Origin of the sequence: Marinitoga sp. 1135 (assembly GCF_013363245.1) — a bacterium.
In the GTDB taxonomy this organism is placed as follows: domain Bacteria; phylum Thermotogota; class Thermotogae; order Petrotogales; family Petrotogaceae; genus Marinitoga; species Marinitoga piezophila.
Map to the genome: position 1 here is coordinate 46,567 of NZ_LBEZ01000020.1, position 22,837 is coordinate 69,403.

A 22,837-nucleotide genomic window follows, 5' to 3' on the forward strand; every position below is an offset into this window, starting at 1 on the left:
ATGTTGAAAGCTATATATCCTGGAAGTTTTGATCCCATTACATATGGTCATATAAATATAATACAAAGAGCAGCGAAAATATTTGATGAATTATATGTTGTGGTTATGCATAATATAAATAAAAAATATTTTTTTGATTGTGAAGAGAGAATGCAATTAACACGAGAATCATTAAAAGATTATAAAAATATAAAGGTTGAATGTTATGAAGGACTATTAGTAGATTATGCAAAACAGAAAAATATAAATGTTATTATAAGAGGATTAAGAGCAGTTTCGGATTTTGAATTTGAATTGCAATTGGCAAATTCAAACCGTTCTTTGAATAAAGATATAGAAATCCTTTTTTTAATGACAGATACAGAATACTCATTTGTATCTTCAACAATTGTAAAAGAGGTTGCGAGATTTAATGGAAATATCTCTCAGTGGGTACCTAAAAATGTTGAAGAAGCAATATTTAAAAAAATTAGTAATAACAATGTTTAAAAAAAGAAAAATAATTGTGTTAAAATAGTTCAGGAAAATAAGATAATACTGGGAGGGAATATAAATGGCTATAAGTGCTGCAGAAGTAAAAAAATTAAGAGATGCTACAGGCGCAGGTATGATGGATTGTAAAAAAGCTTTAGAAGAAGCTAATGGAGATTTTGACAAAGCAGTTGAAATCTTAAGAAAAAAGGGTGCTGCAAAAGCTGCTAAAAAAGCAGGAAGATCAACAGGTGAAGGAATTATTTATTCATACATTCACCACAATGAAAGAATTGGTGTATTATTAGAATTGAACTGTGAAACAGATTTTGTTGCAAGAACTGATGAATTCCATGAATTAGCAAAACAGATTTCATTACAGATTGCTTCAATGAATCCAAAATGGTTAAAGAAAGAAGATGTTCCTGAAGAAATAATTGCAAAAGAAAAGGAAATTTATGCAGAAGAAATGAAAAATTCAGGAAAACCAGAACATGTAATTGAAAAAATCGTTGAAAACAAATTAAATAAATTCTTCGAAACAAATTGTTTATTGGAACAAGAATTTGTATTTGCAGATGAAAAAGGTACAAAGATTAAAGACCTCATTACAAATGCAATTGCAAAAATAGGAGAAAACATAAAAGTATCAAGATTTGTAAGATACGAAATAGGTGAATAATATATAGGGTGGTCTTTGTCCACCCTTTTTTTTGAGAAAAAGGGGGAAGGAGTATGTATAAGCGAATATTATTAAAGCTCAGTGGTGAAGTGTTATCCGGTGAGGATAAAAAAGGTTTTGATGAAAAGGCGCTTGAGTATCTTTCTAATGAAATAAAAAAGGTTGTTCAACATGGAATTAAGCTTGGAATGGTAATTGGAGCAGGAAATTTATTTAGAGGAAGAGAGTTGCAGGATGTAACTAATAGTATAGGTGACCATATTGGAATGTTAGGGACAGTAATAAATGCCCTTTATTTAAAAGATTACTTTGAGAAAAAAGGAATTAAAACTGTAGTTGTATCTCAAATTGTTAATCTTCCATCTGTAAGAATTATACATTATGACGATATAGAATTATACTTTAATGCTGGATATGTGGTAATTTTTGCAGGTGGAACATCAAATCCATTCTTTACAACAGATACCGCAGCTGCATTAAGAGCAGTTGAAATGAAAGCAGATGTTTTGATAAAGGCTACAAAGGTTGATGGTATTTATGATAGAGATCCTAAAAAGTTTAAAGATGCGAAAAAATATAGTAGAATTACTTATGATGATGCAATAAATCTTGGGCTTAAAATAATGGATACAGAGGCGTTTTCCATATGTAAAAGATATCATATGCCTATAATAGTATTAAATTTCTTTAAAGAAGGTAATTTACTTGAAGCATTATCAAACAATAGAGTTGGCACATTTGTCAAACCCTGATAAATAAATGCATTTTTTATAATTGAAGGAGGGAGAGAAACATGTGGTATGATGAAATCGTTTCCGTTTACGCAAGAGAAGTATTGGATTCAAGGGGTAACCCAACAGTAGAAGCAGTAGTAGAATTAGCAAGTGGTGCAGAAGGAAAAGCTATTGTTCCATCAGGTGCTTCAACAGGAAAATTTGAAGCATTAGAATTAAGAGATGGAGACAAATCAAGATTTAAAGGAAAAGGTGTTTTAACTGCTGTTAAAAATATAAATGAAAAAATCTCAAAAGAATTAGTGGGTTTAAATGCATTTGACCAGCCATTAATTGACAAAGTAATGCTTGAATTAGATGGAACAGAAAATAAATCTGGTCTTGGTGCAAATGCTATTCTTGCTGTTTCAATGGCTGTAGCAAGAGCAGCAGCAGATTCATTGGGACTTCCACTTTATAAATATCTTGGAGGACCAAATGCAAAGGTATTACCTGTACCTTTAATGAATATAATCAATGGAGGAGAACACGCTGATAACAATCTTGATATTCAGGAATTCATGATTGTTCCAGCAGGTTTTGAAAAATTCTCTGATGCATTAAGAGCTGGTGCAGAAGTGTTTCATTCATTAAAATCATTGTTAAAGAAAGAAGGACATGTAACAGCAGTTGGTGATGAAGGTGGATTTGCACCAAATCTCAATTCAAACGAAGAAGCAATTCAGTTTATTATTAAAGCTATTGAAGATGCTGGATACAAAGCAGGAGAACATGTATTTATTGCATTAGATTGTGCAGCTTCTGAATACTACGATGAAGAAAAGAAAGTATATAATATTGATGGAAAAGAATTAACTGCTGATGAAGCTATGGAATACTATGAAATGTTAGTTGATAAATATCCAATTGTTTCAATAGAAGATCCATTTGATCAGGAAGATTGGGAAGCTTATCAGAAGTTTACAGAAAAGGTTGGAAAGAAAGTACAGATTGTTGGAGACGACCTTTATGTTACAAACGTAAAGAGATTACAAAAAGGTATTGATATGAAAGCATCAAATTCAATTTTGATCAAATTAAATCAAATTGGATCAGTAACAGAAACATTAGATGCTATGGAATTAGCAATGAAAAACAATATGACAAATGTTGTATCACACAGATCAGGTGAAAGTGAAGATACATTTATTGCTGATTTAGCAGTTGCAATGAATGCTGGATTTATAAAAACAGGTTCATTATCAAGAAGTGAAAGAATTGCAAAATACAATCAATTATTAAGAATTGAAGAAGAATTAGGAGAAGTTGCAGAATACAGAGGATTAAAATCATTTTATTCAATAAAAAAGTAATTTATTAAAAATCAAGGCAGCCTGTTAAGGCTGCCTTTTTTATTTAGTACATATCTTTAAAATCTTCCCATTCAGTATTTAAAATAAGTTCAATCTCAGAAAAAAGTTTCTTTTTTCTGCTTGGATATTTTGAAAGTTTTGAATACATGAATTTTGGAAAGTTTTCATTGAATTCTCCGATTATTGTTAGATAATCTATTAATTCTTTGTTATAATTAAAATCAAAAGTATTTAAGAAAATTAGATTATTTTTGTATTTAAATATATAACTCCTGAAAAATAGAGGATCTTTTAGGTAAATATATTCATTCTGGAATTTTGCAATTAAAATAGAAGAAAATTCATATGAAAGATAATAATCATAGAAACTTTCAAAATCATAAATCTTTCCTATTTTTTTCTCAAGTGAATTTAACATAAAAATGATACCGTCTTTAAAGAGATTATATTCCAATTGACTCATGGGATTTTCTTTTATGATTATAAATCCATCGGTATCAACGAATTTTCGATTAAATTCATATATATAAGTATTTTTTGATTCCATGATTAGAGAGATTGATTCATTGCTTATAGTATAATTTGGCGAATTAAATAAAATCCATGAAAGATAATTTATATTAAATGCAGATTTTTTAAATAATGAAATAAAGATAATATCGCCATATATGTCAGAAATTTTATAAATTATATCTGATATATCCTTTGGATAATATATTTCTTTAAATAATAAACCTTCTAATTTTTTAATATTATTAAGAGTCGGCATTAATTCATTATAAGAATTTAACTCTAAAATCTCTGTAAGATTTAATAATTCTTTTGAAATATATTGACTATATCTAAAATATGATTTAAGCCATACATTTAAAATAGCAACAAAAAATATAGTAATAGCCATAACATATATAATTGAGAATGTAAAAAATCTGGATTTGTTATATACAGTGATTAAATATGTTGAATTTGAAAAATCTACATTTTTAATAAAATAGGCAATACCATTGTAATTTAAGACTATATTTTCTAAATTTTTTCCCAGAAAAATCTTAGAGTATATAAAATATGGAAGTTTTTTTGAAGGATACATAAGATTTGTTTCTGAATCAACAATTATCATATCCATTTCTTCTGTATTTTCGATTAATGTATTTAACAAAGAAAAATCAAAATTAAATTCAAAAATAATATATCCAATGGGTGTTTGAGATGTATCATATAATATAGAGGAGATATAAAATTTTAATTTTCCGTTTTTCTCAAATAGATTTGAAAAAACAAAATCAGAAGAGGTTTTTTCAAGTTTTTCAAGCGAATTATTAAAAGCGGTATAGTTTGAAATACTTTTTGTTTCCTGGAAAATAAAGTTTTTATTAAAATCTGTAATATAGATATTACCTGTAAAATTTATTATACTTTTTTTCTCTTTAATATATAGATCAAGATTTTTGTATAATCTTGAGTAGTTTTCATAATCGATAATAATTTCATTTGATTTCATATTTGAGAGTATTTTTGCGTAACTACTTATTTTTATATCATTTTTAAATGTATTTATGAAATTTATATATCTGTTTTTATATTCTTTTATAAAATTTATACCAATAACAGAAGAACGGTTGACGATGTTTTCAACCGTTCTATTTATAAACTGAATATTTGAATATAATATTATTAAATATGTTGCTGCAAAAAATATTAAACTTACTATAAAAAAGTTTTTAAAAAGTTTTGAATCTTCCATTTAATCACCAGATTTAAGAGTATTTTTACAAACTATTATTAGCCAATGCAACAAGGAATTTTACTGTTTCTTCAACATCAAACATTGAAACCATTTCATGAGGTGTATGTATATATCTTGTAGGAATTGAAATTGTACCTGATGGAATTCCTGATTTTGTTAATTGATAACCGGCAGCATTTGTTCCCCCAAAAATTAAAACTTCCATCTGATGTTTAATATTTTCCTTTTTAGCTATTTTCTTAAGGTGTTCAACTACCACTCTGTCACTTACTGTAGCAGAATCTTTAACCTTTATTGTTGGACCTTCGTCCAGCTTCATAGAAATTCTTTTAAAGTACTTTGGTGTATCAGAAGATGCTGTAACATCAACAGCAATTGCCATATCCACATCATAATTAAATCCAGCAACAGAAGCTCCAATTAATCCCACTTCTTCCTGAACTGAAAATACAAATATTACATTATTTTCTGGTTTATCAAGCTTTTTAATAGTTTCAATTAATGCTACACAACCAATTCTATCATCAAGAGATTTTGAAACTACCTTACCTCCAAGATCATTAAAATGTGCATAATATGTTCCAAATGTTCCAATTGGTGTTTTTTCTTCAGCCTCTTCTCTTGATTTAAAGCCAAGATCAACATATAATACATCAAAAGTGAGATTTGTTTGATTTTTTGAATATTCTTCAACAGTTTCTCCTTCAAATCCAACAACACCCACATAACCGTTAAACTGAACCATTGCTCCAATTAATACCCTTGGATTTACCCCGCCAACAGGTTCTATCCTTAAGAAACCATCATCTGTAATATGAGTAACAACAAGTCCTATTTCATCCATATGTGCATCAAATAAAATTGTTTTATCTCCTGTTCCCTTTTTTATAGCAATTAAATTTCCAAGTTTGTCAATATTTATTTCATCTACATAATCCTTTATTTCTTCAATAATAGCTTCTCTTATTTTATCTTCTCTTCCACTTGGTGAAGTTATTTCAGTTAATTTTTTTATTAATTCTTTCATTAAATAATCCTCCCTTCAAAGATTAAAAGTTCAACAAGTTTATAAGCATTTATATAATCATTTACATCTATGATTGTATTTGGCGAGTGAATATATCTTGAAGGAACAGCCAGTATTCCTGAAGGAATGCCGTCCAGTGTAGTGGCAAGTCTTCTTGCGTCTGTTCCTCCCGCAGTTCTCATTTTAAATTGTAACTTTATATTATTTTCTTTTGCCAGAGAAACAATCTTTTCAAAAATTTCTTTTGATAAAACAACACCAGAATGCATAAAGAATGTAGCAGGTCCATTCCCGAGATGAGTAGCCCACTTATCTTCATCGAGCAATGGGAAATCTCCTGCTGTTGTACCTTCAAGAACAAGAGCAACATCAGGTTTTATCTGATAAGCTGCAACACCGCTTCCCCTGAGTCCAACCTCTTCCTGAACAACAAAAGCGAAATATGTATCATATTGAGGTTTTCCTTCTTTTTCAATCTTATCAATAAGGTTTAACATTAACGCACAACCTGCTCTGTCATCAAAAGCCTTTGAAACAGCTCTGTCTCCTTCTATATAAAATTTTGTATCAAAAGTTACCATATCTCCAACCTTTATTTTTTTCTTTGCTTCTTCTTTGCTTAAACCAGTATAAACCTTAAATTGTGAATAGTCAGGTTTTGCTTTTCTTTCTTCAGGCTTCTGAAGATGTATGGGTTTTACCTGTATTACTCCAGGTATTTCGCCATTAACCAACAATCTTTGTGAAAATACAACTCTTGGGTCAACTCCACCTACCGGAGAAATATGAAAAGTTCCATCATCATTAACCTTTGTAACCATAAAACCAACTTCATCCATATGAGCAAGAACCATAATCTTTTTTGAAGAATCCTTGCCGGAAACCTTAGCTATAAGATTTCCCATAACATCTATATGATATTCATCAACTTTATCTTTAATTTTTTCGATTATATATTCTCTTACTTTATCTTCTTTTCCGGAAATTCCTGGTAATTCAGTTATTTCTGGAAGATATTTTAGAAGTTCATTCATTATTTTCACCTTCTTCTAAATAATTAGCAATATAATTTGCTATTAATATAGCTGACGTATCTATATCAGAAGGATCTACAACCTCTGCGGAAGAATGCATATTTAATATTGGTATTGAAATAAGAATAGTTTTAACTCCTTCTTTTACTATCTGTACAATATCAGATTCTGTTCCACTTCTCATTGGAGCAGGTTCAAGTTGATGATTAATTCCATATTTCTTTGCTGTATCAATCATTTTTTGAGTCTCTTCATTATGCATACTTGGGCCAAGCTCGATAGCTGGACCTTTACCCATTTCAACCTTTTCATAATACGGAGGTATATCGCTACCAAATGTAACGTCTATAACTATTCCAATTTCAGGAGCAATATCCTCAGCAGTTCTTTTTGCTCCTTTCAAACCAATTTCTTCACCCTGATTAAAGAGGAAATATATGCTTTTTCCTTCAAGATTAAATTTCTTTAATTCTTCAAGTGTTTTTAATAATACAACACATCCAACCCTGTTATCTAAAGCTTTACCGGAAATTTTTCCGTTTAATTCTATAGCTTCAATATCTACAGTTCCAATATCTCCAACCTCAATGTCTTTGGTTCCACCAGAAATCGAAAAATCTATATAGATATTATCAAAATCTGGCGAAGAAGAACGATGTTGAGGTTTTTGAAGATGCGGAGCTAACATTCCAACGACACCAATTTTTTCTCCATTTTCTGTTTTGAATTTTACGCGTTTTGAAATTAATGTTCTTGGATCCACACCTCCAATAGTGTGAACCATTGCAAATTGCTCATCGACAATTTTGGTAATAACGATACCAATTTCGTCCATGTGTGCAAATAATGCAAATCTTTTTTCTCCATTACCAAGCTTTAAACCAAGAGAACCCTTTCCTGCATCAAAAATCTCTACATCTGTAGAGATTTTTTTTGCATATTCTATAATTTTTTCCTTAACAGGATTCTCATACATGGATACCCCGAAAGCGTTGCTCAAATCCTTTAAAATCTCTCCTGTTTTCATTTTATCCCTCCATTATAATTCAATAGGTTCCACACTAATTTGATCATCATCGTAATGTATAGAAACCGGACCCTGAGGCCAGGCATAATTATTTAAAACTATTCCTGATATTTCAACAAGTGGAGAATCCATTTCTGCTGCTACAATAAAGGTATTCTTTTTTTGAGTCATACCCACTCTAACAGTGCCTTTTACCTTTCCGAATACAATAACGCTTCCCCCGGCTCTAATTTCTGCCCCCTGATTTACATTGCCAAATATTATTATATCACCGGGATTATCTAAAATCTGTCCTGAACGTACATGTTTTTTATAAATATTTGTAGCACTTAATCTAAATTCTTTCTTCTTCTTTTTTACCTCGGGAAGGTCTTCAAAATATGCACCTAATAATTGTAGCTTTTTTTCTTTTGCGATTTTACCTATTTTAGGAACAATAGAATACATTTCTGGATTTTTAATTAATACATAAAAACCGTCACCTTCTGAGAAAAAATTGCTTAATTTATCCAAGTTAACAGAAAGTTCTTCTAGAAGTTGCTTTTGAGTAACGTTTGATTCCATGAAAAAAATGATGTCTCCATCGATAAACTTAGGATAGACAAACTCTTTATTTGACGTCATATAAAAACCTCCCGTAAAAAATAATTAATCTCTATATACTATAATAACATATAAATGAAGCTAATTCCAATTTATTATTCTTAATATAAGATTGATAATCCTTAATTATTGCCTGAATTTAGCTTTTATTGCTGATTTTTTTATTAGAAAAATAGTGAAAAATATTGTAAAATATATTATGGTTTCTGAAAAATAAATTCATTAATCCATTGGAGGTGCATTATGTACTCAGAGGAATATTTGAAGAAAATTAACGAGAAAAAAACAGACTGGGAAGAAACAACGTTAAAAAAGACGCTTGAAAAATTTCCAGAAAGGAAGGAACAATTTAAAACAACTTATGGTGAAGAATTAAAACGCCTTTATACTCCTGAAGACATTAAGGATATAGATTACCTTGAAGATATAGGATTTCCAGGAGAATATCCTTTTACACGTGGTGTTCAACCAACAATGTACAGAGGAAGATTCTGGACAATGAGACAGTATGCAGGATTTGCTACTGCTGAAGAATCAAATAAGAGATATAAATATTTATTGGAACAGGGACAGACAGGATTATCAGTAGCTTTTGATTTGCCAACACAAATAGGATATGATTCTGATCATTCTATGTCAGAAGGAGAAGTTGGTAAAGTTGGTGTTGCAATAGATTCATTAAAAGATATGGAAATTCTCTTTGATGGAATTCCGCTTGATAAAGTTAGTGTTTCAATGACAATTAATTCAACAGCTTCAATATTATTATCAATGTTAATAGCTGTTGCAGAAAAACAGGGTGTTCCTCAAGAAAAACTCAGAGGTACAATTCAAAACGATATTTTAAAAGAATATATTGCAAGGGGAACATATGTATTTCCACCAGAACCTTCAATGAAGATTATTGTAGATATATTTGAATACGGTTCAAAAAATCTTCCAAAGTTTAATTTAATCAGTATAAGTGGTTATCATATAAGAGAAGCAGGCGCAAATGCTGTGCAGGAAGTTGCATTTACACTTGCAGATGGTCTTGCATATGTTGAAGCGGCTATAAAAGCAGGGCTTGATCCAAATGTATTTGGTAAAAACCTCTCATTCTTCTTCAATGCTCACAATAATTTCATAGAAGAAATTGCTAAGTTTAGAGCAGCAAGAAGATTATGGGCAAAATTGATGAAAAATAAATTTGGAGTAACCAACCCTGCAGCATTAAGGCTTAAATTCCACACTCAAACTGCTGGTTCAACATTAACAGCACAGCAACCATTAAACAACATAATTAGGGTTACATTACAGGCGCTATCAGCTGTGCTTGGCGGTACTCAGTCATTACATACAAATTCATATGATGAAGCGTTGGGATTACCTACAGAATTATCAGCAACAATTGCATTAAGAACTCAACAGATTATTGCGTATGAATCTGGAGTTACAGAAACAATAGATCCGTTTGCAGGTTCTTATGTGATAGAAGCTCTTACAAGCGATATAGAAAAGAGAGCAATGGAATATATAGATAGAATTGAAAAAATGGGCGGTATGGTAAGAGCAGTAGAAGAAGGATATATACAGAAAGAAATATTAAATTCAGCATATGAATCACAATTAGCTGTAGAAAATGGTGATCAGGTAATAGTTGGTGTAAATAAATTTACTGTTGAAGAAACAGGTAAAAACGAAGCAATATTAAAAGTTGATCCAGAAGTTGAAGAAAGACAAAAAGAAAAATTAAAGAAATTAAGAAAAGAAAGAGATAATGAAGCAGTTAAAAAGAATCTTGAAAAGCTCAGAAATGCAGCAGAAAGCAAAGAAAATGTTATGCCATATATTTTAGAAGCAGTAAAATCATATGCTACACTTGGGGAAATTACAGATGTTTTAAGAGAAGTATATGGCGAATATCATGAAGCTGTAATATTATAATTTATATAAATAATAAGAGGAGGACATAAAAATGGAAAAAATCAGGGTTTTGGTAGGAAAACCAGGATTAGATGGTCATGATAGAGGTGCAAAAGTAGTTGCAAGAGCTTTAAGAGATGCAGGTATGGAAGTAATATATACAGGTATAAGACAAACACCTGAAGATATAGTAAATACAGCAATGGAAGAAGATGTTGATATTATAGGTCTTTCTATTTTATCTGGAGCGCACATGAAATTATGTGAAAAGGTCTTAAACTTATTAAAAGAAAAAAATGCAGATATACCGGTATTTCTTGGAGGAATTATTCCTGAAGACGATATACCGGCATTAAAAGAAATGGGAATAAAAGAAGTGTTTGGTCCAGGTACATCATTAGAAGTAATTATTAGCAAGGTGAGGGAAATTGCAAATTCAAAAAAAGCTTGAAAACCTGATTGAAAACTTTAAAAATGGTGAGAAATATGCGCTTGCAAAGATAATTTCACTTGTTGAAAATAATATAAATTACGCCTGGGAAATAATAGAACAATTACCAGAACCTTCAAAGGATACTCAAATTATTGGAATAACGGGAAGTCCAGGTGCAGGAAAAAGCACATATGTTTCCAAACTTGTTAATGAATGGGCAAAAGAAGGATTAAAGGTAGGAGTTCTGGCAATAGATCCTTCGAGTCCTTTTACAGGTGGAGCCTTTCTTGGCGACAGAATAAGAATGAGAAATATTTCAAGCAAGGAAAATGTTTATATTCGAAGTGTTGCTTCAAGAGGCAGTGTTGGAGGACTTTGTGATTCAGTTTATGATATAGTTGATGTAATGAAATCATTTGGTTTTGACAAAATAATCATAGAAACAGTTGGTGCAGGGCAGTCAGAAATAGAGATAATATTCGTTGCAGATACCATAATGCTGGTATTATCTCCAAATACTGGCGATGAAATACAGATGTTTAAAGCAGGAATAATGGAAATAGCAGATGCATATGTAATAAATAAAATGGATTTGCCAGAATCAAATAAATTTATGATACAATTAAAAAATACACTTGCTCTTGAAAATGAGTCGAAATCAAGAACAATACTTCCTGTAAGTTCTATCAGAAATGAAGGAATAAAGGAGAGCATTAGCTGGATAAATAAACACTTTGAAGAGTTAAAACTCTCTGGAGAATACGAATATAGAAAAAAAAGAAGAATGAAAAGAAGAGTAAGGAGTTCAATAATAAGAAATATTGACAATATGATAGAAAACTATAGTTTTAATTTTGAAAATATGGTAGAATTAAAAAAAGAAATACTAAAATCTATCTGTGAGGTGGATGAAAATGAAAAAGATTGATCATATTGGTATAGCTGTAAAATCAATTGATAAAGCATTAAATCTCTATAAAAATCTTCTTGAATTAGAAGTTACTGGTGAAGAAGTTTTAGAAGATAGAGGGCTTAGAGTGGTTTTTGTTCAGGTTGGTGAGACAAGAATTGAATTGTTAGAACCATTAAATGAAAACTCTGAAATTTCTGGATTTCTTGCTAAAAGAGGAGAAGGTATTCATCATATAGCATATGCTGTTGATAATGTTCAGGAAATGATAAATAAATCAAAAGAGTTGGGAATAAAACCGCTTAGCGATGAGCCAAAAGATGGAGCACACAATACAAAGGTTGCATTTTTACATCCAAAAACAACCAATGGAGTGCTTACAGAATTAGTTGAACATAGATAATTACCTCGAAAGGAGTGTTGTTTAATGGACGAAAAATTCCAGGAAATTTACGAAGAATTCCTGAAAAGAAGAGAAAAGCTCTACGAAGGTGGCGGAAAAGAAAGAATCGAGAAACAACATAAATTGGGTAAATTAACCGCCAGAGAGAGAATCGAGTTACTAGTAGATGAAGGTTCATTTGTAGAAACAGATTTATTTGTAAAACATAGAAGTACAAATTTTGGATTGGATAAAAAGTCATTTCCATATGATGGTGTTGTAACAGGAATTGGAACAATAAACGGTAAAAAAGTTGCTATTTATTCACAGGATTTTACAGTTCAGGGTGGTTCTCTTGGTGAAATGCATGCCAAGAAAATAATGAAACTCCAGGATATGGCAATGAAATATGGAATGCCAATAATAGGTATTAATGATTCCGGAGGAGCAAGAATTCAGGAAGGTGTAGATTCTTTATATGGTTATGGTGGAATATTTTATAGAAATACACTTGCATCTGGTGTAATACCACAGATTACTGTTATTGCCGGTCCATGTGCAGGTGGTGCAGTATATTCACCAGCAATAACAGATTTCATAATTATGGTTGAAAACACATCGCAGATGTTTATTACAGGTCCTCAGGTAATAAAAGCGGTAACAGGAGAAAGTGTTGATAAAGAAGCATTGGGTGGGGCTATGACTCACAATGCAAAAAGTGGTGTAGCACACTTTGTAGCTTCTTCAGATCAGGAAGCAACAGAAATAATAAAAAAACTACTATCATATATACCTTCAAATAATCTTGAAACACCAGAGGAAACAGATTTTGACAGCGTGGAACTACCTGAAAAAATATATGATATTGTTTCTCCTAATCCTAAAAAAGGATATGATGTAAGGGATATAATAAATTTAGTAATGGATGAAGGAACATTTTTTGAAGTACACAAATACTTTGCACCGAATATTGTAGTTGGGTTTGCAAGATTAGGTGGAAAAAGTGTAGGAATTATAGCAAATCAGCCTAAGGTTCTTGCAGGTTCATTGGATATAAACTCATCAGATAAAGCTGCAAGATTTATTAGATTCTGTGACGCATTTAATATTCCAATTGTAACATTTGTTGATACTCCGGGATTCTTGCCAGGGGTAAGTCAGGAACACGGTGGAATAATCAGACATGGAGCTAAATTATTATATGCATATAGTGAAGCAACAGTGCCAAAATTAACAGTTATCTTAAGAAAAGCATATGGTGGAGCATATATTGCAATGGCTTCACAGCATATAGGTTCAGACTTTGTCTATGCATGGCCAACAGCAGAAATAGCCGTTATGGGATCTGAAGGTGCTGCAAATATTATCTTCAGGAAAGATATACAGAATGCAGAAAATCCTGAACAGGTAAGAAAAGAAAAGATTGAAGAATATAAAAAAGAATTTGCAAATCCATATGTAGCAGCATCAAGAGGTTATATTGAAGATGTAATAGATCCAAAAGATACAAGAAAAATATTAATTCAATCATTGTTTGTTGCAGAAACCAAGGCAGAAGCAAGACCGAATAAAAAACATGGAAATATTCCATTATAAGTTGGTGATATTATGAGTGATGTATTGGGAATAACAATAGTGGGCATTATTATAGTATTTTTAGTTCTTGCAATCCTGAGTGGTTTCTTTATTCTATTTAAATATTTTTCTAAAGGGAACAATAGAGAAGTAAAACGTGAAATTAATATACCACATACAAATCCAAAACCTGTAACAGCTCCAGCAGCAATAAAGTCTGAAGAATTTGATGAAGATGAAGAAGTAGTTGCAGCTATTATGGGAGCTATTACAGCCATGTTAGGGCATAATAGATTTAAAATAAATAATATTAAAGTAAATAAAAATAATTTAAAATCAAGAACCGTAAGCATGTGGGGAAAATTACCAGCCGCTACAGTTTGGCGAGTAAAAAAGATCGGGAGGTAGAATAGAGATGATTAGAAAATTCAATGTAAAGGTAAATGGAAAATCATACGAGGTTGAAGTTGAAGAATTAGGAGTAGAAAGCTCATCACAGACAGTTTCACAACCAGTAGCTCCAGCACCAAAACCAGCAACAGCACCTGCTCCAGCACCTAAACCACAACCAGCTCCACAGCCAGCACCATCAAAACCTGCTTCAACAGCACCAGCTGGTAAAAATGTAGTTAAAGCTCCATTACCAGGAGTTGTTGTTGATATAAATGTTGCAGAAGGTGCAAGGGTTACAAAAGGGCAAAAGTTATTGGTTATTGAAGCAATGAAAATGGAAAACGAAATATTAAGTGATTATGATGGAGTTGTTGAAAGCATACTTGTTAAAAAAGGAGATAGCATAGAAGGAGATCAGGATTTAATAATTATTTCATAAGATTTTAAACTTTTGTTAACCCCTTTCTATTACAATTAAAGTAGTTTTCGCAAAAAGAAAGGGGGATGTAAATAAGTGAGCGTCTTCTTTACATATAAATGCGATCTTTGTGGATATGAATTTACACTGGAACAGGAAGAGCAACATGCAGAGGAAGAGTTTTCGCATTATAAATGCAAAAGATGTAGAGAAATATTTTCTTTTAAGGTAAAGTCAAGTTATTGGACAGGTTCTGTGGAAAAGTATAATCCTGTATGTCCAAAGTGTGAAAGTGGTGAATATTTAGAAAAGATAGATATAAGTAGTTCTATTCCATGTCCAAAATGTAATAACAATACGAGAATTATAAAATTTGGGACAAGAGTAAATACAGATGAATTATTAAAAAAAGAGCGAGAACTTTTATAATCTCGCTCTTTTTTATCAAAATAAGGGGGGAACAATATGGATTTAGGATTAAAAGATAAAATAGTGTTGGTTACAGCAGGGAGTTCTGGCATAGGAAAAGCAGTAGCAAAAGGATTTGAATTGGAAAATGCTAAACCGGTTGTAGTATCAAGAAATGAAGAAAAATTAAAAAATACAGGATTACCTTATATAAAATGTGATTTATCCAAAAAAGAAGAAATAGATTTTATGATGAAGGAATTTGAAGAAAAATATGGTGTTCCTGATGTAATATTTTTAAATGCCGGAGGTCCAAAATCCGGATATTTTGAGGAAACTTCAGAAAAGGAATGGTATTATGCATTTGAACAAAATTTTATGAGTACTGTGAGAATATTGAATTATTTTTTGCCTAAAATGAAAGAAAAAAATTGGGGAAGAGTTGTTTTTTTAACTTCGTTATCTGTAAAAACACCTATAGAAAATCTATATGTTTCAAATAGTATTAGATTGGGAATAACAGGTTTAATGAAGACATTATCATTAGAATACGGAAAGTATAATATAACCTTTAATGCTGTTGCACCAGGTTGGACAAAAACAGAAAGGGTAAAGGAATTGGTAAACAAGGAAAAGGAAATTCAAATAGCAAATAACATACCTTTAAAAAGAATGGCAGAACCTGAAGAAATTGCAAATGCAGTAATCTTCCTTTCCTCAGAAAAAGCATCTTATATAAATGGTCAAACATTATTAGTTGATGGTGGATTGGCAAAGTTTCCATTATAAAATAAAAATGCTGGTCAAAAGACCAGCATCTTTATATTATATTATTTATTTAATTCTTCTAAAACAGCAATACATCTCGGACAAGCGTCAGGGTACTTTTCGTTATTTCCAACTTCTGGATGTATTTTCCAGCATCTTTCACATTTCTTACCTTCAGCCTTTACAACTTTAACCTTTGCAAATTCTCCTTCATATCCTTCATCAACACTTCCCAATTCAAATTGTGAAGTAATAAATAGATCAGCGACAAAGTATGGATCGTAAGAAGCCAAAATTTCTTTTAATTCTTCTGATTTTGGTTCAACAATGATTTTGGCATCAAGTGGATGTCCAATGAATTTTTCTCTTCTCTTTTCTTCAAGTGCTTTTGTTACGTCTTCTCTCAACTGGAATATTTTATTCCATTTTTCTTCAAGTTCTTTATCAAAGTATTTTTCGTTTACTTCTGGCCATTCTTCAAGCTGAACAGTTTCATATTTTTTAGTTGGTAAATAAGAATATATTTCTTCTGTTGTAAATGCAAGTAATGGAACCATCAATTTTGTTAAAGCTACAAGAGCTTCATACATTACAGTTTGTGCGGATCTTCTTAATCTTGATTTTGGTAATTCTGTATAAATTCTGTCTTTAATTATATCAAGGTACATAGAACTCATTTCTACTGTACAGAAATTATTGATTAAATGATGAACCCTGAAGAATTCATAATTTTCATAGGCTTCAGTTACCTTTTTAATTAACTGATGAATCTTCATCATTGCCCATTTATCCAATTCTTCCATTTCTTCGTATGGAACAGCATCTACTTCAGGATCAAAGTCAGAGGTATTACCCAATAAGAATCTTATTGTATTTCTATATTTTCTATATACTTCTGTTTGTTGTTTTAAAATTTCAAATGAAACCTTTATATCACCTCTATAGTCACTTGAAGCAACCCAGAGTCTTAAAATGTCTGCACCATATTTATCTATAACATCAAATGGGCTTATAACATTACCGAGGGATTTTGACATCTTTCTTCCATCTTTATCCTTTATAAAACCATGAGTTAATACAGCTTTAAATGGTGCTTTGCCATTTTTTGCAACTGAAAGGAATAATGAACTCTGGAACCAACCTCTATGCTGGTCTGTACCTTCAAGATAAAGATCAACAGGATATTTACCAAGGTCTTCCCTTACATTTACTACAGCATCCCATGATGAACCTGAGTCGATCCATACATCAAGAATATCTTCTTCTTTTTTGAAATGTGTTCCTCCGCATTTTGGACATTTATAGCCTTCTGGTAAGAAATCCTCTACAGGTCTTTCATACCATGCATTTGTACCTTCTTTTTCAACTATTTCTATTACTTTATCCAATACTTCTGGATCGAGGAATGTTTCACCACAATCTTCACAGTATAATGCAGGTATTGGAATACCCCATGCTCTCTGTCTTGAAATACACCAATCAGGTCTGTCCTGAACCATGGCGGTGATTCTATTTTCTCCCCATTCTGGAATCCATTCTACATTTTTAATTTCATCGAGAGCTTTTTGTCTGAGATTATTAGAGTCTACAGAGATGAACCATTGTTCTGTAGCTCTGAAGATAACAGGGTTTTTACATCTCCAACAATGTGGATAAGAGTGAGTAATATCTGCTCTTGCAATTAAATGACCAGATTCTTTTAAATCTTCAATAATAATCTTATTTGCTTTCCATATATGTAAGCCAGCATATTTGCCAGCTTCATTTGTAAATACGCCTTCATGGTTTACTGGAGACAATACAGGAAGTTTGTATCTTAAACCAGTTTGATAGTCATCAGCACCATGTCCAGGAGCTGTATGAACACACCCTGTACCATCTTCAAGAGTTACATAATCAGCCAATACAATTAATGATTCTCTATCCATAAATGGATGTTTAGCCTTTTTGTATTCGAGATCTTTTCCCTTGAATTTTTCAAGTACTTCATATTTTTCAATACCTGCAACCTTCATTAAATTTTCCACTAATGCTTCTGCAAGAATCCATTTTTCTTCACCAACAGAGATTTTTACATAATCATATTCAGGGTGAAGGGCAATTGCAACATTAGCAGGTAATGTCCATGGTGTTGTTGTCCAGATTACAATATATGTACCTGGTTCATCTTCCATTTCAAACTTTACATATATTGATGGGGATGTATGGTCATGATATTCTATTTCTGCTTCGGCTAATGCTGTTTCACAACTTGGACACCAATATATAGGTTTTTTGCTTCTAAAAATATTTCCGTCTTCAGTAAGTTTTTTTACTATTCCAAGTACTTTTGCTTCATAAGCAGGTTCTAAGGTTACATATGGATGTTCCCAATCCCCTCGAACTCCTAATCTTTTAAATTCTTCTTTTTGAATTTTTACGAAATCAAGAGCGTATTTTTCACATAATTTTCTTATTTCTAATTTTGACATTTGTTTTGCTTTGTCGCCAAGTTCTGTTGTAACCTTATGTTCTATTGGTAATCCATGAGTATCCCAACCAGGGACATAAGGAGCTTTAAACCCCTGCATAGTTTTATATTTAATAATTATATCCTTTAAAATCTTATTTAATACGTGTCCAATATGAATATGACCATTTGCATATGGAGGTCCATCGTGCAAAATATACACAGGAGCCTTTTCTCTTTCTTTTCTTACATAATGTTCGAGATCCATTTCTTCCCATTTTTTTAATGTTTCTGGTTCTTTCTTTTTTAAGTTTGCCTTCATACTAAAAGGCGTCTTTGGTAAGTTCAAAGTATCCTTATAATCCAATTTAACACACCTCCATCACATATTTAAAAGTCTATTTATTGTTTCTTTAAATTCAGTAAGATCAAGTGATTTTACAACATATGCATCTGCAGCCCATGAAGCCATATCGCTTTTGTAATGACTATAAGCTGTCATTAAAACGATCTTTTTATCCGGGTATTTTTTTCTAATTTCGCTTGCAAGTTCAAGGCCATTCATTTCTGGCATTTCAATATCAAGAGATATAACATCGAAATTCTGATCATTTGAAAGAATTTCAAGAGCTTTTTTTGCGCCATTTGCCTCTACAACTTCAAAACCGGAATCTTCCAATTCTTCCTTTAATAATAATCTTATATTATCTTCGTCGTCAACGATTAAAATTCTTGCCATTTTAACCCCTCCCTTTTAATTTAAAGGAATTTCAAATCTAAATACAGTAGATTGTTCATCTGATTTTACTAAATAAAGTTTACCTTTATGTTCTTCTTCTATTATCTTTTTACATATAGGCAATCCTAAACCTGTTCCCTGAACTTTTGTGGTAAAAAATGGAGAGAATATCTTTTGTTGTACATCTTCTGGTATTGGATCACCATTATTTTCAATTTCAAAAAATGCGTAATTGTTTTCATATCCTGTTTTTATTTTAATATAATCACCATCATTAGTGGCCTCTATGGCATTTTTTATTAAATTAATAAGTACCTGTTTTACTCTGCTTCTATCACATTTTACCTCTATTTTATCAAACATTTTCTCAAATTTCAAATCTAAATTTTTTTGACTTAAAAAATCATGGTACATTATTATTATTTCATCTATCATTTCATTCATATCAACAATTTCAAATGTCGGTATTCTACTACCTCTACTAAATTCTAAAATTTCAGAAACAATGCTTTCAAGACGCTCTAACTCATCTTTTATAATATTTGAATACTGTTTTATTTTTTCAGGGTTATCCAGTTTTTTCATCATCCTATTTACAAAACCGCCTATAATAGTTAAAGGATTTTTTATTTCATGAGCCACTCTTGCTGTCATTTCACCAATTGCCGCTAATTTTTCTCTTCTTGCAATTTCCTTTTCCATTTTATAATTTTCAGTAACATCATCAAAAGTAACAATAACTCCTTCGATTACATCTAAATCTCTGTTCCATAAAGGTGAAAGTTGAATATCGAAAACTTTTTCTTCATCGCCTGTGGAGATTATATATTTTGGCATTTTCATTTCTTCACGGGTGAAAAAAATGCTTTCAATTGAATTAACAACATCTGCTCCAAGTTTTTCATATAAAATATCAGTTGTCTCTCCTATTACATGCTCGCGAGGCTTATCAAAAAAAACTTCTGCCTTTTTATTCCATTCTAATATTTTACCTTTTCTGTCAATAACAATAACAGCCATGGCGAGATTTTGGAGTATATTTTCATTAAAACGTCTATAAAAATCTATAAGATTTTTTTGTTCTTCAAGTGACTTTGTTTTTTCCTTTAATTCTTCGTAATTTTCAATGGTTTCTATAGATAACCCTATACTATCCTGGAATAATCTTAAAATTTCAATATCCGTAGCAGAAATTTCCTGTCCTGTGAATTTATTATCTGCAATAACAATACCTTTTGTTTCCCATTTTCCTGTAATTGGAATAATAACAAATTCATCATACTGAATAATATCATATAAGTATTGCAATTCATCTTTTTTAAATTTTAGCATTTGCGGAACAACATGAATAATATGTTTTTTGGTTACGGCTCTTTCTAAAATTGTCTGTCCCTTATAAACAATAACCTTGTTTTTAACACTTTCGGTTAATTTATTATTAGTCGGTAATTGTATTGCCTCTTCTCTTAAATATTGAACAATATCACCATATTTTAAAGCTCTTTTATTGGCGTTTTTCCATATTGCTTCAACATCGTCATCATCTGCGGGACCAATCCATATTTTAGGTATTAAAATTCCTCGAACTCTATCTCTTTCTAAATATAAAGCCCTGTTAAATTTTAAACCTCTAACGCTTGTTAACCCCATAAGCATAATTTTTATAGCATTAGTCTTATCGAAAGTTGTTCTAACAGCCTGACTGATTTTATGAAGTGAATTAAGTTTATCAAGATGGTCTCGTTGCACTTTTATAAGATTTTCATGATTTTGTTTTAATGTAATAAGTTTTTCTATTTCGTCTTTTAATTTATCATATAAATATATCCTGCTTAAAGCCAGGCCAAGACGTCTTGTGATATTTCTTAATGAAGATAAATCAAATTCATCAAAATGTTTATAAGGTCTGAATCCGTATCCTTCCTCACGATTATATACACTTATCACTCCATATTCAATGTTATCAATTAATATAGGAGCGTATAATGCTGAAAGTAACTCTTTAGCTATAGGAATTTTAAACTCTTTAAATCTTTTTCTTCCAACAACAAGAAAAGGTTTTTTATTTTTTATTGCCATTCCTTCAAGAGAAGATTCGGTATCAAGCATCATATCTGAAATAACTTCTTCTTTAAATCCAGTATATTCTTTTAATATAAGTTTATTTCCCTCATATTTCCAGAAAATAACCCCTTCAGCATGAAGCATATCTTGAATTGTTTTTAATATTTCTTTCATTAATTTTTTTTCATCAAGGATATTTTCAAATAAATCAGTTATTTTTTCCACGTAATCAAGTCTGTTTCTTGTTTCTTCAAGTACAAGAAACTCCATGGTCATTTTCAGAATAACGCTATAGCTTATAGTTTCTTCGTGAAATTTTTCCAATTCTTTTTCTGAAAAGTGCTTTGGGACACCGAAAGCACCTATTAAAGAATCATTTATATTAATAGGAATTAAAAAAATTTCATTATATTTTAAACAATGCAATTCTTCAAAATCACCTACAGTTATTTTAAAAATCTGATTTTTTAAAAGAGACTCATATAATCCCTTATTATCAGAAAAATAAATTTTAAATTTTTCAATTGCCTGACAATCATTTGATGCACCAAGAAGTTTTATTAGATTTCTTGGCGGTTCATGGATAAATATAAAAATATCTGTATTGAACTTTTCAGCCAGACTTTTTGCAGTATTATTCAATATGGTTTTTAAAAGTTTAGTAGGAGGTTCATTTGAAAAACTTCTGAGTAAGTTATTAAGCATATAATCACTCCCGGATTTTATAAATTAAGGGACAAATTAAACTCTCTGTCTTTATTATACTATAAAAAAAGCAATTTTTTAACAATAAAAATCATAAATTAAAATTATTTTGATATAATTAATTGTATTTTTTATTGGAGGTGATTTTAGTGAAAAAAGAAGTTTTAAAAGAGGTATTGTTAATAACAATAGGTACATTTATAAATGCTCTTGGTTGGACATTGTTTCTAATTCCCTGGAAAATAGTTGGTGGGGGATTAAATGGTGTTGGTACAATGATTTATTACATTACCGGTATTCCAGTTGGTTTAAGTTATCTCGCCATGAACGTAATTCTTATTTTCATTGCAATGAGAATTATAGGCAAATCCTTTGGTTTTAAAACTATATATGGAATTGCTGCTTCTTCATTTTTCATTACCTTGCTGCAGAACTATTTTCATTCTCCTATTATAAATGATCAATTTTTATCAGTGGTTATTGGCGGAATACTACTTGGAAGTGGTGTAGGTATAGTTTTTCTTGCAGGAGGAACCACTGGTGGAACAGAAATTATTATTATGATTATAAATAAATATAAAAATCTCAGTCCAGGACGAACACTATTTTTATTTGATGTATTGATTATAGGTAGTTCATTTTTTGTATTTGGTTCATTTGAAAAAATTATATATGGTTATGTGACGATGGCTATTGCTGGGTATGCAACAGATCTTGTGCTTGAAGGTGAAAAATCTTCTGTTCAGCTCTTCATATTCAGCAATAATTATAAAGCTATAGCAGATGAAATTACATCAACTCTTGGAAGAGGGGTAACAATCTTACCTGGCATGGGTTGGTATACAAAAGAAAATAAAAATGTTATTCTTACAATAGTAAGAAGACGCGAATTGCCAACTGTATTAAAAATAATAAAAAATAACGATAAAAATGCATTTGTTTCCATGACTTCTGCAACAGGTGTTTATGGTTTTGGATTTGAAAAATTGAGAGTTTAAATATGATATAATT

22 protein-coding genes are annotated in these 22,837 nt (G+C 30.9%); 14 read left to right on the forward strand and 8 right to left on the reverse strand.

Annotation, left to right across the window (positions count from 1 at the left end):
* The 4 genes from coaD to eno all read left to right on the forward strand — a co-directional run bounded on the left by coaD (window position 1) and on the right by eno (window position 3,239).
* Window positions 1-489 carry a pantetheine-phosphate adenylyltransferase gene (gene coaD / locus XO10_RS09195; protein WP_014297299.1) on the forward strand — a complete coding sequence of 163 codons (489 nt, stop codon included), beginning with the start codon at window positions 1-3 and terminating at the stop codon, window positions 487-489.
* A 64-nt stretch (window positions 490-553) separates the two neighbouring features.
* Window positions 554-1,153, forward strand: a complete 600-nt coding sequence (gene tsf, locus XO10_RS09200) for a translation elongation factor Ts (RefSeq protein ID WP_014297300.1) — start codon at window positions 554-556, stop codon at window positions 1,151-1,153.
* A gap of 53 nt (window positions 1,154-1,206) precedes the next feature.
* Window positions 1,207-1,905: a UMP kinase gene (gene pyrH, locus XO10_RS09205; protein ID WP_014297301.1), complete on the forward strand. Its 699-nt coding sequence runs from the start codon at window positions 1,207-1,209 to the stop codon at window positions 1,903-1,905.
* A 41-nt stretch (window positions 1,906-1,946) separates the two neighbouring features.
* Entirely contained in the window at window positions 1,947-3,239 is a 1,293-nt protein-coding gene (eno, locus tag XO10_RS09210) for a phosphopyruvate hydratase (RefSeq protein ID WP_014297302.1), read from the forward strand.
* Window positions 3,240-3,282: 43 nt separating this feature from the next.
* Here eno and XO10_RS09215 read toward each other — a convergent pair whose 3' ends face one another.
* The 5 genes from XO10_RS09215 to XO10_RS09235 are packed head-to-tail and all read right to left on the reverse strand — an operon-like array spanning window position 3,283 to window position 8,698.
* Window positions 3,283-4,983: a cache domain-containing protein gene (locus tag XO10_RS09215; RefSeq protein ID WP_014297303.1), complete on the reverse strand. Its 1,701-nt coding sequence runs from the start codon at window positions 4,981-4,983 to the stop codon at window positions 3,283-3,285.
* 25 nt (window positions 4,984-5,008) lie between these two features.
* Entirely contained in the window at window positions 5,009-6,013 is a 1,005-nt protein-coding gene (locus XO10_RS09220; protein WP_175421426.1) for a M42 family metallopeptidase, read from the reverse strand.
* Entirely contained in the window at window positions 6,013-7,047 is a 1,035-nt protein-coding gene (locus XO10_RS09225; RefSeq protein ID WP_014297305.1) for a M42 family metallopeptidase, read from the reverse strand. Before XO10_RS09225 ends, XO10_RS09220 begins: the two co-directional genes overlap by 1 nt.
* Window positions 7,040-8,074 carry a M20/M25/M40 family metallo-hydrolase gene (locus XO10_RS09230; RefSeq protein ID WP_175421427.1) on the reverse strand — a complete coding sequence of 345 codons (1,035 nt, stop codon included), beginning with the start codon at window positions 8,072-8,074 and terminating at the stop codon, window positions 7,040-7,042. Before XO10_RS09230 ends, XO10_RS09225 begins: the two co-directional genes overlap by 8 nt.
* A 12-nt stretch (window positions 8,075-8,086) precedes the next feature.
* Window positions 8,087-8,698, reverse strand: coding sequence for a septum site-determining protein MinC (locus XO10_RS09235; protein ID WP_014297307.1), 612 nt, complete (start codon window positions 8,696-8,698; stop codon window positions 8,087-8,089).
* Between the two features lie 222 nt (window positions 8,699-8,920).
* On the opposite strand from XO10_RS09235, the gene XO10_RS09240 reads away from it, so the two are divergent.
* The 9 genes from XO10_RS09240 (at window position 8,921) to XO10_RS09280 (ending at window position 15,890) form a co-directional block, all read left to right on the forward strand.
* A complete protein-coding gene (locus XO10_RS09240; protein ID WP_014297308.1) occupies window positions 8,921-10,603 on the forward strand; it encodes a methylmalonyl-CoA mutase in 1,683 nt (560 codons plus the stop codon).
* Window positions 10,604-10,634: 31 nt separating this feature from the next.
* Window positions 10,635-11,033, forward strand: coding sequence for a cobalamin B12-binding domain-containing protein (locus XO10_RS09245; RefSeq protein ID WP_014297309.1), 399 nt, complete (start codon window positions 10,635-10,637; stop codon window positions 11,031-11,033).
* Window positions 11,011-11,943 (forward strand): methylmalonyl Co-A mutase-associated GTPase MeaB, encoded by a 933-nt coding sequence (gene meaB, locus XO10_RS09250; RefSeq protein ID WP_014297310.1) that lies wholly within the window; start codon window positions 11,011-11,013, stop codon window positions 11,941-11,943. The genes XO10_RS09245 and meaB overlap by 23 nt, the downstream gene beginning before the upstream one ends.
* Window positions 11,924-12,328: a methylmalonyl-CoA epimerase gene (gene mce / locus XO10_RS09255; RefSeq protein ID WP_041638618.1), complete on the forward strand. Its 405-nt coding sequence runs from the start codon at window positions 11,924-11,926 to the stop codon at window positions 12,326-12,328. The genes meaB and mce overlap by 20 nt, the downstream gene beginning before the upstream one ends.
* Before the next feature lie 24 nt (window positions 12,329-12,352).
* Window positions 12,353-13,903 (forward strand): acyl-CoA carboxylase subunit beta, encoded by a 1,551-nt coding sequence (locus XO10_RS09260; protein WP_014297312.1) that lies wholly within the window; start codon window positions 12,353-12,355, stop codon window positions 13,901-13,903.
* Window positions 13,904-13,915: 12 nt separating this feature from the next.
* Window positions 13,916-14,290 carry an OadG family transporter subunit gene (locus tag XO10_RS09265; protein ID WP_050899166.1) on the forward strand — a complete coding sequence of 125 codons (375 nt, stop codon included), beginning with the start codon at window positions 13,916-13,918 and terminating at the stop codon, window positions 14,288-14,290.
* A 7-nt stretch (window positions 14,291-14,297) separates the two neighbouring features.
* A complete protein-coding gene (locus tag XO10_RS09270; RefSeq protein WP_014297314.1) occupies window positions 14,298-14,714 on the forward strand; it encodes a biotin/lipoyl-containing protein in 417 nt (138 codons plus the stop codon).
* A gap of 75 nt (window positions 14,715-14,789) precedes the next feature.
* Window positions 14,790-15,122, forward strand: coding sequence for a hypothetical protein (locus XO10_RS09275; RefSeq protein ID WP_014297315.1), 333 nt, complete (start codon window positions 14,790-14,792; stop codon window positions 15,120-15,122).
* A gap of 36 nt (window positions 15,123-15,158) precedes the next feature.
* The gene (locus XO10_RS09280; RefSeq protein ID WP_014297316.1) at window positions 15,159-15,890 is read left to right on the forward strand and encodes an SDR family oxidoreductase; all 732 of its coding nucleotides are present in this window, start codon (window positions 15,159-15,161) and stop codon (window positions 15,888-15,890) included.
* 41 nt (window positions 15,891-15,931) lie between these two features.
* Here the strand turns inward: XO10_RS09280 and ileS are convergent, their stop codons facing one another.
* The 3 genes from ileS to XO10_RS09295 are packed head-to-tail and all read right to left on the reverse strand — an operon-like array spanning window position 15,932 to window position 21,826.
* On the reverse strand, window positions 15,932-18,685 hold the full coding sequence (gene ileS / locus XO10_RS09285) for an isoleucine--tRNA ligase (RefSeq protein ID WP_014297317.1): 2,754 nt from the start codon (window positions 18,683-18,685) through the stop codon (window positions 15,932-15,934).
* Window positions 18,686-18,700: 15 nt separating this feature from the next.
* A complete protein-coding gene (locus XO10_RS09290; RefSeq protein WP_014297318.1) occupies window positions 18,701-19,057 on the reverse strand; it encodes a response regulator in 357 nt (118 codons plus the stop codon).
* A gap of 15 nt (window positions 19,058-19,072) precedes the next feature.
* On the reverse strand, window positions 19,073-21,826 hold the full coding sequence (locus XO10_RS09295; protein ID WP_014297319.1) for an ATP-binding protein: 2,754 nt from the start codon (window positions 21,824-21,826) through the stop codon (window positions 19,073-19,075).
* Between the two features lie 149 nt (window positions 21,827-21,975).
* Between XO10_RS09295 and XO10_RS09300 the strand changes: the two genes are divergently transcribed.
* Window positions 21,976-22,824: a YitT family protein gene (locus tag XO10_RS09300; protein ID WP_014297320.1), complete on the forward strand. Its 849-nt coding sequence runs from the start codon at window positions 21,976-21,978 to the stop codon at window positions 22,822-22,824.
* The last annotated feature ends 13 nt before the right edge of the window (window positions 22,825-22,837 follow it).

Bases quoted from the DNA above. Each gene is read 5' to 3' on its own strand.
- XO10_RS09215 (WP_014297303.1), bottom strand. From the start codon at position 4,983: ATGGAAGATTCAAAACTTTTTAAAAACTTTTTTATAGTAAGTTTAATA.
- XO10_RS09290 (WP_014297318.1), bottom strand. From the start codon at position 19,057: ATGGCAAGAATTTTAATCGTTGACGACGAAGATAATATAAGATTATTA.
- XO10_RS09245 (WP_014297309.1), top strand. From the start codon at position 10,635: ATGGAAAAAATCAGGGTTTTGGTAGGAAAACCAGGATTAGATGGTCAT.
- XO10_RS09240 (WP_014297308.1), top strand. From the start codon at position 8,921: ATGTACTCAGAGGAATATTTGAAGAAAATTAACGAGAAAAAAACAGAC.
- pyrH (WP_014297301.1), top strand. From the start codon at position 1,207: ATGTATAAGCGAATATTATTAAAGCTCAGTGGTGAAGTGTTATCCGGT.
- XO10_RS09230 (WP_175421427.1), bottom strand. From the start codon at position 8,074: ATGAAAACAGGAGAGATTTTAAAGGATTTGAGCAACGCTTTCGGGGTA.
- tsf (WP_014297300.1), top strand. From the start codon at position 554: ATGGCTATAAGTGCTGCAGAAGTAAAAAAATTAAGAGATGCTACAGGC.
- XO10_RS09295 (WP_014297319.1), bottom strand. From the start codon at position 21,826: ATGCTTAATAACTTACTCAGAAGTTTTTCAAATGAACCTCCTACTAAA.
- XO10_RS09265 (WP_050899166.1), top strand. From the start codon at position 13,916: ATGAGTGATGTATTGGGAATAACAATAGTGGGCATTATTATAGTATTT.
- XO10_RS09235 (WP_014297307.1), bottom strand. From the start codon at position 8,698: ATGACGTCAAATAAAGAGTTTGTCTATCCTAAGTTTATCGATGGAGAC.
- eno (WP_014297302.1), top strand. From the start codon at position 1,947: ATGTGGTATGATGAAATCGTTTCCGTTTACGCAAGAGAAGTATTGGAT.
- mce (WP_041638618.1), top strand. From the start codon at position 11,924: ATGAAAATGAAAAAGATTGATCATATTGGTATAGCTGTAAAATCAATT.
- XO10_RS09260 (WP_014297312.1), top strand. From the start codon at position 12,353: ATGGACGAAAAATTCCAGGAAATTTACGAAGAATTCCTGAAAAGAAGA.
- XO10_RS09280 (WP_014297316.1), top strand. From the start codon at position 15,159: ATGGATTTAGGATTAAAAGATAAAATAGTGTTGGTTACAGCAGGGAGT.
- XO10_RS09270 (WP_014297314.1), top strand. From the start codon at position 14,298: ATGATTAGAAAATTCAATGTAAAGGTAAATGGAAAATCATACGAGGTT.
- XO10_RS09220 (WP_175421426.1), bottom strand. From the start codon at position 6,013: ATGAAAGAATTAATAAAAAAATTAACTGAAATAACTTCACCAAGTGGA.
- coaD (WP_014297299.1), top strand. From the start codon at position 1: ATGTTGAAAGCTATATATCCTGGAAGTTTTGATCCCATTACATATGGT.
- XO10_RS09225 (WP_014297305.1), bottom strand. From the start codon at position 7,047: ATGAATGAACTTCTAAAATATCTTCCAGAAATAACTGAATTACCAGGA.